Here is a 12,466-nt window from a genome sequence, read left to right as displayed (position 1 = left end):
TTGCGGGGGCTCCCGAAAGGCTCGCGGCGGGCGCCGCTCCTACAGCGGCGGATGCGGCGGATTCGAGCTTGATCAGCACGGTGCCTTCGGCAACCTTGTCGCCGATGCCGACGAGGATTTCCTTGACCACGCCTGCGGCGGACGACGGCACATCCATCGTGGCCTTGTCGGACTCCAGTGTGGCGATCGCGTCATCGATGGCGATGGTGTCACCGACCTTCACGAACAGTTCGATCACCGGCACAGCGTCGAAGTCGCCGATATCCGGGACCTTCACTTCAATGAGTTGGCTCATGTTCTTGTCTCCTTGCGCGCTCAGACCGACATCGGGTTCGGCTTGGACGGGTCGAGGTTGTACTTGACCATCGCCGCGGCGACCTTGTCGCGGCCGATCACGCCGTCATCGGCCAGCGCCTTCAGCGCAGCCAGCGTGACCCAGTGGCGATCCACCTCGAAGAAGTGGCGCAACTGCTCGCGGGTGTCGGAGCGGCCGAAGCCGTCCGTGCCCAGCGTGACGTAGCTGCGGTCGAACTGCGAGCGGATCTGCTCGGGGAACATGCGGATGTAGTCGGTGGCGGCGATGACCGGGCCTTCGAAGCCGGCCAGCTTCTGTTGCACGTGGGTCTTCTTCGGCTCTTCCATCGGGTGCAGCAGGTTCCAGCGCTCGATGTCGTGGCCGTTGCGGGCCAGTTCGTTGAAGCTGGGCGCACCCCAGATGTCGGCTTCGACGCCCCAGTCGGCCTTGAGCAGCTCGGCGGCGGCGATCACCTCGCGGAAGATCGTGCCCGAACCCATCAGCTGCACGCGCGGTGCCTTGGCTTCGGCGCCCTTGCGGAACAGGTACAGGCCCTTGAGGATGTCGCTTTCGGCGCCGGCGGGCATCTCGGGATGTTCGTAGTTCTCGTTCATCACCGTGATGTAGTAATAGATGTCCTCCTGCTCGGCGAACATCCGGCGCATGCCGTCCTGCACGACCACCGCGACCTCGTACTGGAAGGTCGGGTCGTAGCTGATGCAGTTCGGGATCATGTTGGCCATCAACAGGCTGTGGCCGTCCTCGTGCTGCAGGCCTTCGCCGTTCAGCGTGGTGCGACCGGCGGTACCGCCGATCATGAAGCCGCGGGTGCGCTGGTCGGCTGCCGCCCAGCACAGGTCCATGGTGCGCTGCAGGCCGAACATCGAATAGAAGATGTAGAACGGCACCATCTGCACGCCATGCACGCTGTAGGCGGTGCCGGCGGCGATCCAGTCAGCCATGGCGCCGGCTTCGTTGATGCCTTCCTGCAGCACCTGGCCGGTCTGGCTTTCCTTGTAGAACATGAGCTGGTCATGGTCTTCCGGCACGTACTTCTGGCCTTCCTGGTTCCAGATGCCGTACTGGCGGAACATGCCTTCCATGCCGAAGGTGCGGCTTTCGTCCGGCACGATCGGCACGATGTGCTTGCCGATCTGCTTGTCCTTGAGCAGCGTGTTCATGATGCGCACGATGGCCATCGTGGTCGACAGCTCGCGGCCTTCGCCCGAGGCCTTCAGCAGCGCGGCAAAGGCATCCAGCGCGGGCACGGCCAGCGGCGCGGCCTTGGTGCGGCGCTGCGGCAGGAAGCCGCCCAGGTCCATGCGGCGCTGCATCATGTACTTGTATTCGGGCGAGCCTTCCTCGAACTTCAGGTAGGGCAGCTCTTCGAGCTTGTCGTCCGGCACAGGCAGGCCGAAGCGGTCGCGGAAGCGGCGGATGGCGTCGACGTCCATCTTCTTCTGCTGGTGCGAGATGTTCATCGCCTCGCCGGCCTGACCCATGCCGAAGCCCTTGATGGTCTTGGCCAGGATCAGCGTGGGCTGGCCCTTGTGCTCGGAGGCGGCCTTGTAGGCGGAGAAGATCTTGAACAGGTCGTGGCCGCCACGGTTCAGGTTCCACACCTGGTCGTCGGTCCAGTCGGCGACCAGGGCGCGCAGCTCGGGGGTGTTGAAGAAGTGCTCGCGCACGTAGGCGCCGTCCTTGGCCTTGAAGGTCTGATACTCGCCGTCGCACAACTCCATCATGCGCTGCTTGAGGATGCCCTTCTTGTCGCGCGCAAAGAGCGCATCCCAGGCCGTGCCCCAGATCACCTTGATGACGTTCCAGCCCGCACCGCGGAAGCCCGATTCGAGCTCCTGGATGATCTTGCCGTTGCCACGTACCGGGCCGTCGAGGCGCTGCAGGTTGCAGTTGATGACGAACACGAGGTTGTCGAGCTTCTCGCGGCCGGCCATGCCGATCGCGCCCAGCGACTCGACCTCGTCGGTCTCGCCGTCACCGAGGAAGGCCCACACCTTGCGCTGCTCGGCGCGCGTGGCGTCGATCATGCCGCGGCTGGCCATGTACTTCATGAAGCGCGCCTGATAGATCGCGCACAGCGGGCCCAGGCCCATCGATACGGTGGGGAACTGCCAGAAGTCGGGCATCAGCCAGGGGTGCGGATAGGACGAGATGCCCTTGCCGCCCACTTCCTGGCGGAAGCTGTCCATCTGCTCTTCGCTCAGGCGACCGAGCATGAAGGCGCGTGCGTACACACCGGGGACCGAGTGGCCCTGGAAGAAGATCATGTCGCCGTCGTGCTGCTCGGAGGGCGCATGCCAGAAGTGCGAGAAACCGACGTCGTAGAGTGCGGCGGCCGAGGCGAACGAGGCGATGTGGCCGCCGACGTTGGTGTTCTTGTTCGCGCGCACGACCATCGCCATCGCGTTCCAGCGGATGTAGGAGTGCAGCTTGATCTCCATGTCCGGATCGCCCGGGTAGGGCGGCTGCTGCTCGGCGGGAATGGTGTTGATGTACTCGGTGGTGGCCGAGTAGGGGATGTTCACCCCTTCCTGGCGCGCGGTGGCGATCAGGGTCTCGATCAGGTAGTGGGCACGCTGCGGGCCTTCGTGTTCGACGACGGCCGCGAGCGCTTCCAGCCATTCCCGCGTTTCCTGGGCATCCGTGTCGGGTTGCTGGAGCGCGTTGCTGATTCCGGTCATGGTTTGTCTCCTCATGACGTTCGGTTGGCGATGACTGCCTGGTAAGGCAGGACGATTTTGCTTGCGAGCGAGACCATGCCGATTGCCGCACGGCCATCTTTTCGAACTATAAAACGGTATTTCGCAATGTGCAATATGATTTCAGAAATTCGGTGAATCAGGCGGTGGCTCCTCATGCTTCGGTTGGAGGGGGCACAATCCGGGGCGCAGCAGGTGGCTCGATTGCCTGCACCACCCGCCCGCCGCGCACCTCGCCGAGCAGGATCTGTCGCGCTGTGTGCAGCGATTCGTGGTTGTCGCGCGAGAACGGTGTGCGGTAGGTCATGACCACGCCGTCGATCTCCTCCCGCAGCGTTTCCAGGGCGGTGCGGATGGATGGCCCCTCAAGGTTGCCGGCCTGCCGGATCGCAGCGGCCAGCAGCAGCATCGAGTCGTAGCCCTGCGCGGCGGCTGGCGGTACGGGAATGCGGTCGCTGCCTGTCGCCTGCACCCAGGCATCGAGAAATGCTTGCTGGCGTGGTGTGCGTGCGCCCTGGATGAAGGTCTGCGGCATGCGCGCCCCCTCTGCATTGCGGCCGGCGATCTCGATGAAGTTCGACATCGCCAGTGTCCAGCTGCCGATGATCGGCACCGGCCAGTGCATGTCTGCGCGACCGTTTGCGATATGGGCGAGTTCGGGGCCGATGCCGTAGGTGAGCAGGGCCTGGGCGCCGGCGGCGCGGGCGCGCTCCAGCATGGGTTTCATGTCCGTCTGCCGCAACTGGAAGCGTTCCAGCGCCACCGCTGCGATCCCGCGTTGCGCGAGCGCGGCCACCAGGTCCTGGCTGCCGAGCACGCCGTAGTTGGTGGCGTCATGCAGGATGGCGAGGCGGGTCAGGCCGCGGCGCAGCACGGCCTCCTCGACGATGACCTGAGCCTGTAGCGTGTCGTTGGCCGAGACACGGAAAACGTAGTTGTCCGGGTGTTCCGGGGGCAGGAACTGGCGGGTGATCAGCGAGCCGGTTGCCACCGAGGTGATGACCGGCACGCGTGCAAGCTGGTAGTGGCGCTGACAGGCAAGCGCGACGCCGGTGTTGACGATGCCAAGTCCGGCGACGATGCGGTCGCGGTTGATGAACTCGCGCACGATGCGTGCGCCGAGCGCGTTGCTTGCTTCGTCGTCGCCCTCCAGGAGCTGGATGCGGCGCCCCAGGATGCCCCCCGTGGCGTTGAGCTCGGCTGCGGCGATACGGATGCCGGTGCGCATCGACAGGCCCATTGGTGCGGAGGGGCCGGTAAAGGGGCCTGAGACGCCGATGCGGACGGGTTCGCGCTCACCTCCCGGGGTGCTGCGCAGGGGCGCCGCGGGCGCGGCGGCCAGGCAAGCGCCGACGCCCGCCCGACCGAGCGAAAGCAGGACTAGTGCACGGGCGAGAAGGGCGCGCCGCTTTTGCGCGATCGGCAAACTCATGAACTCACTGTAGGCAGTGCGCATCGGCGGACAAATTGGCGAAAACCCGGACGGTGGCGGCGCAGTCGCGATCCGCCTTGGCGGTTGCAGTGGTGGGCGCAGCGTGGGTAAGGGTTAGACCGGATGACCACTGGGGCGCCAATCGACAAGAATGCAGGATTCATCCCACGTGCGTTGCACCCGTCCAGTCCCATGCATGCTCCGCCGTCCGACCCCGCGCCGCCACGCTGGTACTGGGCTGTCCCCTATGTTGTCGTGACGCTGTTCGCGGTATCGATGCTCGCGCTCGTGTGGTTGCTGCAGCAGCGCGAGTCCGATGTCGAACGCGGTGCGTTGGCACGCGACCTGCAATGGACGGAGCAGGCCATCCGTCGGGTGGTGCTCGGGACGGAGGAGTTCCTGGGACAGCTGGCACGAGACATGGCAGCCGGCACGCTTGAGCACGACGGCTTCCAGCAGCGCGCGAACGAACATCTGGCGGTCAACCCTGCGCTCACCAACATCGCCTGGGTGGGCCGTGACCAGGCGGTGAGGTGGACGGCGCCGTTCGACGCGCTCGACTGGCTTGCCGGTGACACGCTGCTCGGGCCGCAGGTGCAGGGCTTTCAGCACAGTGCGCTGTCGTCGCGGCTGACCTACGGGGCGGCGTATCGGAACGCGCGCGGGGACGCCGTGCTCGAGGTCTTCGTGCCCGTGCATCGCCAGGGCGAGTTCTTCGGCGCTCTGGTTGCGGCCTACTCGGTCGAGCGCATGATCAGCCGGCTGGTGCCGGACTGGTTCACCGAGAAGTACCGGCTCGCCGTGCTCGATACCGATGGTGTTGCGCTGGCACTCAGTTCTGCGTTGCCGGATCGCGAGCATCATCTTGCGCTCGAGCTCGTCCTCGAGCCGCCACGCAACGGCATGCGCTTGCAGGCCATGGCCTTCAGGCCGGGTGGCGACGTGATGCACGCCTTGCCCGCGGTCATCATCGTTGGCCTGTCGCTGCTTGTGCTCTGGGGTCTCTGGATGCTGCGCGGCCATATGCAGCGCCGCGTCCAGGTGGAGCGCGAGCGCGACCGCTTGTTCAACCTGTCGCTCGATCTGTTGTGCATCGTCGATCTCGAGGGGCGCTTTCGCCGCTGCAATCCGGCTTTCGAGCGCGTGCTCGGGCATGATCCGGCGACGCTGCCCGGCGCCCTGATGATCGATTTCGTGCATGCCGAGGACGTGGCGTCCACACTCGACAACATGCGCCGGCTTGCAGGAGGCGAGCCGGTGAGCTTCGAGAACCGTTGCCGTTGTGCGGACGGCAGCTACAAGTGGCTGGCGTGGAGCGTGAACCCGGTACGTGGCGAGGGCCTGGTATATGCGGTGGCCCACGACGTGACCGGCCGCAAGGCGGCCGAGGATGCGCTGCGGGCCGAGTCGGCGTTCCGCAAGGCGATGGAGGACTCGGTCGTCACGGGCTTGCGCGCCATCGATCTGAGCGGGCGCATCATCTACGTGAACTCGGCGTTCTGCCGCATGGTCGGCTTCGCGGAGAGCGAACTGGTCGGCACGGTGGCGCCGTTCCCGTACTGGCCGCCCGAGCAGCTGGCGATCTGCGAGCGCAACCTGGCGATGACGCTGTCCGGGCAGGCGCCGCGCAGCGGTTTCGAGATGCGCATCCAGCGCAAGAATGGCGAGCGCTTCGATGCCCGCTTCTACCTGTCGCCGCTGATCGACCTGACGGGCCGGCAGACCGGCTGGATGGCATCGATCACCGACATTACCGAGCCCAAGCGCGTACGCGCCGCGCTCGAGGCCGCGCATGAGCGCTTCGAGGCGGTGCTCGATGGCCTGGATGCGGCGGTGTTCGTTGCCGATGCCCGCACCGACGAGATCCTGTTCGCCAACCTTGCCTTCAAGCGTATCCACGGTTTCGACGCCGTGGGCCGCACGGTGCGCGGAGTGGCAGTGCCGCAGCCCGAGCGCGGTGACTACCGTGTCGATCCGCGCAACCTGGCGCCGGCCGACTTGCCGCGCGAACTCTTCGACGGCGAACTGCAGCACCCGCTGTCGGGGCGCTGGTACCACGTGCGCGAGCAGGCCACGCGCTGGGTCGATGGGCGGGTGGTGCGCATGGGCATTGCCACCGACATCACCGACCGCAAGCAGACGGCGGAGGTGGCCCGTCAGCAGGAAGAGCGCCTGCAGCGCACCTCGCGCCTGATCACCATGGGGGAAATGGCGTCGACGCTGGCGCACGAGCTCAACCAGCCGCTATCGGCGATCGCAAATTACTGCGCCGGTTCGGTGACCCGCCTGCAAGCGGGCAATGCGAAGCAGGAGGACATCCTGGCGGCAATGCAGAAGGCCAGCTTCCAGGCCGAGCGCGCGGGCAAGATCATCCGCCGCGTGCGCGAGTTCGTTAAGAAGAGCGAGCCGCGGCGCGCGGCCGTGAGCATCGTCGATATCCTCGAAGACGCCATCGGCTTTGCCGATATCGATGCCCGCCGCACCGGCATCCGAATCGTGACGGCTGTCGAACCCGGCCTGCCCGCGGTGTACGCCGATCGGATCATGATCGAGCAGGTGCTGCTCAATCTTGTCCGCAACGGCATCGATGCGATGGCTGACGCGCTGCCCGAACGCCGCGTGCTGACGGTGCGCGTGCGTGGTTGCGGGCCGGGGCAGGTCGAAGTGGCCGTCATCGACCAGGGCCACGGCATCAGCGAGGAGGGGCGCAGCCGCTTGTTTACCCCCTTCTACACGACCAAGGCCGAGGGCATGGGCATGGGGCTGAACATCTGCCGGTCGATCGTCGAGTTCCACGATGGCCGCTTGATTGTCGACGACAACCCCGAAGGCGGTACCATATTCTCCTTTATCCTGCCCACGGAGATCGCGAGTGAGCGAGTTGCCCGCAGCGCCTGACCAGATTGTCCACATCGTCGATGACGACGAGGCCTTGCGCGATTCGCTCGTCTGGATGCTCGAGGCCAATGGCTACCACGTGGTCGCCTACGAGTCGGCCGAGTCCTTCCTTGCGGCATGCGACCCCGACATGACCGGCTGCATCGTGCTGGACGTGCGCATGCCAGGCATGAGCGGCCTGGAACTGTTCGAGGAACTGGGGCGTCGCCGCTGTGGCTTGCCGGTGGTGTTCATCACCGGCCATGGCGACGTGCCGATGGCGGTGTCGGCGCTCAAGAAGGGGGCAGTCGATTTCATCGAGAAGCCCTTCGGCGAGCGCGACATGCTGCGTCTGGTCGAGCAGTGCCTGCAGCTCGAGCGCGACAGCCGCGGCAAGCGCCGTCTCGAGGCCGATACCTCGCGTCGGCTGCAGCACCTGACTCAGCGCGAGCGCGAGGTGCTCGAGCTGATCATCGTCGGCAAGCTCAACAAGCAGATCGCCGACGTGCTCGGGATCAGCATCAAGACGGTCGAGGTCCATCGCGCGCGCGTGATGGAAAAGATGGGGGTCAACTCGCTCGCCGAGCTTGTCCAGCACGTTGTCTCGGTAGATTCTTTAGCTCCGCGCTGAACTCTGCGTTGAGAGGCTGCTCAAAGCAGCCCCCGAGATGGTGCGCATAATGACATGCGAGTGATGTCTGCGGCTCGCTGGCCGTAGCCTCTTGGCCGACCCCCATACATAACTTAACCACTGGCTGTCCGAATGACCGGCATCAACGCACTCTTCCTGCTCACCGGCCTGCTGCTGTTCATCAGCGTTCTGGCCAGCACCGTGTCGGCTCGCCTCGGCCTGCCGCTGCTGCTGCTGTTCCTGGGGGTGGGGATGCTGGCCGGCGAGGATGGGCCGGGCGGGATCGTCTTCGAGGACTTCTTCTTTGCGTCGATGATCGGACAGGCGGCGCTTGCCGTCATCCTGCTCGATGGCGGCCTGCGCACGCGGGTCAGCAGTTTCCGGGTCGCGCTCAAGCCGGCGGCGGTGCTGGCGACCTGGGGGGTGGTTGGCACGGCGGCACTGCTTGGCGTCTTCGCGACCTGGCTGCTCGATGTGGATTGGCGCCTGGGTTTGCTGCTTGCGGCCATCGTGGGTTCGACCGATGCGGCTGCGGTGTTCGCGTTGCTGCGCAATAGCGGCGTACGCCTCAACGAACGCGTGCAGGCAACGCTCGAGATCGAGTCCGGTGCCAATGATCCGATGGCGATCCTGCTCGTGACCGCCCTGGTCGGCATGTTGCTGCAGCCGGAGTCGGCCAGCGTCGGTGGTTTCGCCTGGTTGCTGACGACCCAGCTTGGGCTCGGCGCGGTACTGGGTCTGGCCGGGGGCTGGGTGCTGTCGCGCTTGATGGCTCGACTCAGTCTCCCCGAGGGGCTGTATGCGCTGCTGATCCTGTCTGGCGGCATGCTCGTCTTTGCGGCGACCAACCTGCTCAACGGCAGCGGCTTCCTGGCTGTCTATCTCGCCGGGGTCGTGGTCGGCAATCGGCGCAGCCACGCTACCGAGCACGTGCTGCGTGTCATGGACGGCCTGGCCTGGCTCGCGCAGGCGGGCATGTTCGTGGTGCTGGGAATGCTGGTGGTGCCGTCCGAACTGCTCGATCACGCATGGGAGTCGGTGGCAATGGCCGTCTTCCTGATGCTGGTGGCGCGCCCGCTGGCGGTTGCCATTGGTTTGTGGCCGTTCCGTTACAAGCGCAACGAGCTTGCGTATGTAAGCTGGGTTGGCCTGCGCGGTGCGGTGCCGGTCGTGCTGGCGATCTTCCCTGTGGTGATGGGGGTGCCGGATTCGCGCCTGCTGTTCGATGTCGCCTTTGCGGTCGTGTTGCTGTCATTGCTGGTGCAGGGGGCGACGGTGCCGATGGCGGCGCGCTGGCTCAAGGTGGAAGTGCCGCCGCGCGATGAGCCGCGCGACAAGCGCGAGGTGTGGGTCGATGAGGAGGCTGCAGTCGACCTGCTGGAGTACCGCGTCGCTGCAGGCTCGCGTGCCGAGGGTAGGCATCCGGACGAGGTCGCCGACGACTTCGAGGGCATCGGTGTGCGCTGCGTTGCACTCGTGCGCAGCGGGCATCTGCACCGGCTCACCCTGGATACGCGCATGATCCCGGGTGATTCCGTGTGGTTCGTCGCACCCGACGAACTGGCCGAGCGCATCGCCAGGGTGTTCGGGGGCACGGGCGGCGAACTGTCGGCCAATGCCAGCTTCTTCGGCGAGTTCGTCGTCGATCCGTCCTGCCTGGCGAGCGATCTGGCCGATGCCTATGGGCTCGACATCGGCGCCGACGAGCGCGTGAAACCGGTGGGCACTTTGCTCGAACACCGCCTTGGCCGCGCCGCCGTGGTCGGCGACCGGGTGCAGATCGGCGCCTTCACACTGACCGTGCGCGAGATGACGGACAAGGGCGTGATCACCGCAATCGGCCTCAAATGCCCCGCGCTGGGCCTGATACGCTGAGAAGTCAGCGCACTCGCCAGTCCGAAGACGCTGGGCAGGCGAGCGCGGGCGGCGCGTGATGCTGTAAAATCCCCGGTTTTTTAGGGGCTCTACCGATGACCGCTCGCATCATCGACGGCAACGCGCTCTCGGCGCAGGTTCGTGGCGAAATCGCTGAACGCGCTGCAGCATTGACGGCGCGTGGTGTGCAACCTTGCCTGGCGGTCATTCTGGTAGGAGGGGATCCGGCCTCCGCAGTCTATGTGCGTAACAAGGTTGCGGGTTGCGAGAAGGCCGGCATCCGCTCGCTGCGCTTCGATTACCCCGAAACGGCCGCCCAGGACGAGGTGATGGCCAGGCTCGCCGAACTCAACGCCGACCCGTCGGTGCACGGCATTCTCGTGCAGCTGCCGCTGCCCAAGCATCTGGATGAGACTGCCGTGCTCGAAGCGATCGATATCAAGAAGGATGTCGATGGCTTCCATGCGGAGAACGTTGGCCGCCTGTCGCAGAACCGCGAAGCCTTCATTCCCTGCACGCCGCATGGCGTCATGAAGATGCTCGAGAGCACCGGCACGCCGGTGCAGGGCGCAGAGGCCGTGGTGATCGGACGTTCGAACATCGTCGGCAAGCCGATGGCGATGCTGCTGACCAACGCTGGTGCCACTGTCACCGTCTGCCACTCGAAGACGAAGGATCTGGACTTCCACTCCCGCCGCGCCGACATCCTGGTCGCGGCCATCGGCAAGCCGCGCTTCGTCACTGGCGACATGGTCAAGCCTGGCGCCACCGTCATCGACGTCGGCATCAATCGCCTGCAGGACGGCCCCGACGCCGGCAAGCTGTGCGGCGACGTGGATTTCGACTCGGCCAAGACCGTGGCCGGTGCCATCACCCCGGTGCCGGGCGGCGTGGGCCCGATGACGATCACCATGCTGCTCGAGAACACCGTGATTTCCGCCGAGCGCGCCGCTGGCAAATAAGGACAGTGAGATGAGCGAAACCAAACCCGTCGTCGGCATCATCATGGGCTCCAACTCCGACTGGCCCACGATGAAGGCGGCTGCAAAGATGCTGGAAGACTTCGGCGTGGCCTACGAGGCCAAGGTCGTCTCCGCCCACCGCACGCCCGACCTGATGTTCGAGTACGCCGAGGCCGCGCGCGGCCGCGGGCTCAAGGCCATCATCGCCGGCGCGGGCGGCGCGGCCCACCTGCCGGGCATGGTTGCGGCCAAGACCACGCTGCCGGTGCTCGGTGTGCCGGTGCAGTCGAAGGCGCTGTCGGGGCAGGATTCGCTGCTCTCCATCGTGCAGATGCCCAAGGGCATCCCGGTCGCCACCTTCGCCATCGGCGAGGCGGGCGCAGCCAATGCCGGTCTGTTCGCGGTGGCGCTGCTCGCGGTCGAGGACGCCGTGCTGGCGCAGAAACTTGCCGACTTCCGTGCCCGCCAGACCCAGGCGGTGCTCGACATGACCCTGGATTGAGAGTCGCATCATGATCCTCCCGCCTGCCACCCTTGGCATGCTCGGCGGCGGCCAGCTCGGCCGCTTTTTCGTTTCGGCCGCGCACGAGCTGGGCTACAAGGTCTGGGTGCTCGACCCCGACCCTCACAGCCCGGCCGGCCTCATCGCCGACCGCCACCTGGTCGCCGCCTACGACGACTACGTCGCGCTCGACACGCTGGGCAGCGAATGCGCCGCGGTGACCACCGAGTTTGAGAACGTCCCCGCCGACACCCTGGACTACCTGACCAAGTTCATCCCGGTGCACCCGGCGGCGAGCGCGGTGGCGGTATGCCAGAACCGCATCGCCGAGAAGAGCTTCCTCGCCGACACCGGCCTGCCACATGGTCCCTTCGCCGCCATCCGCAGCGAGGACGACATCCGCAACGCCAACGCCGGGCTGTTCCCGGCCGTGCTCAAGGTGGCGCGCTTCGGCTACGACGGCAAGGGCCAGGCCCGCGTCGCCGACCGCGACGAGGCGGTGGCCGCCTTCCAGCACTTCAAGGGCGAGCCCTGCGTGCTGGAGAAGATGCTGACACTGGACTTTGAGGTGTCGGTGGTGCTGGCGCGCGACGAGGCGGGTAACGTGCGCTGCTTCCCGACCGGCGAGAACCGCCACCGCAACGGCATCCTCGACGTCACCATCGCGCCGGCGCAGGCGTCGGCCTGTCTGAGGGACAACGCCCAGGAAATCGCCGAGCGCATCGCCGACAAGCTCGGTTACGTCGGCACGCTCGGGGTGGAGTTCTTCGTTTGCCGCGGCGAACTGTTCGTCAACGAGATGGCGCCGCGCCCGCACAACAGCGGCCACCACACCATCGACGCCTGTGATGTCAGCCAGTACGAGCAACAGGTGAGGGCGCTGTGCGGCTTGCCGCTGGCCGCGCCGCGCCAGCATTCCGCGGCGGTCATGGTCAATCTGCTTGGCGAGCTGTGGTACGAGGATGGCAAGGGCCACGGCACCTACCGCGAGCCCGACTGGTCGGTGCTGCATGCCGTGCCCGGCCTGCGCCTGCACCTGTATGGCAAGCATCATGCCCGCCCGGGGCGCAAGATGGGCCACTTCGTGGTGACGGGGGCCAATACCGAGGCCGTACTCGGGCACGCCCTCGCCGCACGTGCCGCGATCGGCATCCGCGACGAGTGAGCACGGG

General features: G+C 66.2%; 9 protein-coding genes. 6 read left to right on the top strand and 3 right to left on the bottom strand.

Features of this window, described 5'->3' with window-relative positions:
* The 3 genes from C662_RS07250 to C662_RS07240 form a co-directional block, all read right to left on the bottom strand.
* Nucleotides 1–295: acetyl-CoA carboxylase biotin carboxyl carrier protein subunit (locus C662_RS07250; RefSeq protein WP_002926696.1), on the bottom strand; the 295-nt coding region annotated here is incomplete at its 3' end.
* Nucleotides 296–315: 20 nt separating this feature from the next.
* Complete coding sequence (gene aceE / locus C662_RS07245; RefSeq protein WP_002926695.1) at nt 316–2,997, bottom strand: pyruvate dehydrogenase (acetyl-transferring), homodimeric type; 2,682 nt, start codon at nt 2,995–2,997, stop codon at nt 316–318.
* Nucleotides 2,998–3,169: 172 nt separating this feature from the next.
* Nucleotides 3,170–4,447, bottom strand: a complete 1,278-nt coding sequence (locus C662_RS07240; protein WP_037984255.1) for an ABC transporter substrate-binding protein — start codon at nt 4,445–4,447, stop codon at nt 3,170–3,172.
* A 192-nt stretch (nt 4,448–4,639) separates the two neighbouring features.
* Between C662_RS07240 and C662_RS07235 the strand changes: the two genes are divergently transcribed.
* The 6 genes from C662_RS07235 to C662_RS07210 all read left to right on the top strand — a co-directional run bounded on the left by C662_RS07235 (nt 4,640) and on the right by C662_RS07210 (nt 12,459).
* Nucleotides 4,640–7,345, top strand: a complete 2,706-nt coding sequence (locus C662_RS07235; RefSeq protein WP_002926692.1) for a PAS domain-containing sensor histidine kinase — start codon at nt 4,640–4,642, stop codon at nt 7,343–7,345.
* Entirely contained in the window at nt 7,320–7,955 is a 636-nt protein-coding gene (locus tag C662_RS07230; RefSeq protein WP_002926691.1) for a response regulator transcription factor, read from the top strand. The genes C662_RS07235 and C662_RS07230 overlap by 26 nt, the downstream gene beginning before the upstream one ends.
* Before the next feature lie 132 nt (nt 7,956–8,087).
* Nucleotides 8,088–9,830 carry a potassium/proton antiporter gene (locus C662_RS07225; protein WP_002926689.1) on the top strand — a complete coding sequence of 581 codons (1,743 nt, stop codon included), beginning with the start codon at nt 8,088–8,090 and terminating at the stop codon, nt 9,828–9,830.
* 95 nt (nt 9,831–9,925) lie between these two features.
* Nucleotides 9,926–10,792, top strand: coding sequence for a bifunctional methylenetetrahydrofolate dehydrogenase/methenyltetrahydrofolate cyclohydrolase FolD (folD, locus tag C662_RS07220; protein WP_002926688.1), 867 nt, complete (start codon nt 9,926–9,928; stop codon nt 10,790–10,792).
* A 10-nt stretch (nt 10,793–10,802) separates the two neighbouring features.
* Nucleotides 10,803–11,294 (top strand): 5-(carboxyamino)imidazole ribonucleotide mutase, encoded by a 492-nt coding sequence (purE, locus tag C662_RS07215; RefSeq protein WP_002926686.1) that lies wholly within the window; start codon nt 10,803–10,805, stop codon nt 11,292–11,294.
* Nucleotides 11,295–11,304: 10 nt separating this feature from the next.
* Nucleotides 11,305–12,459 (top strand): 5-(carboxyamino)imidazole ribonucleotide synthase, encoded by a 1,155-nt coding sequence (locus C662_RS07210; RefSeq protein ID WP_002926684.1) that lies wholly within the window; start codon nt 11,305–11,307, stop codon nt 12,457–12,459.
* Nucleotides 12,460–12,466 lie beyond the last annotated feature (7 nt).

It is taken from the genome of Thauera sp. 28 (assembly GCF_000310145.2).
GTDB classification, from domain to species: domain Bacteria; phylum Pseudomonadota; class Gammaproteobacteria; order Burkholderiales; family Rhodocyclaceae; genus Thauera; species Thauera mechernichensis.
Note: the sequence above shows the minus strand (reverse complement) of the source record. Positions and strands in the feature narration are given on the sequence as shown.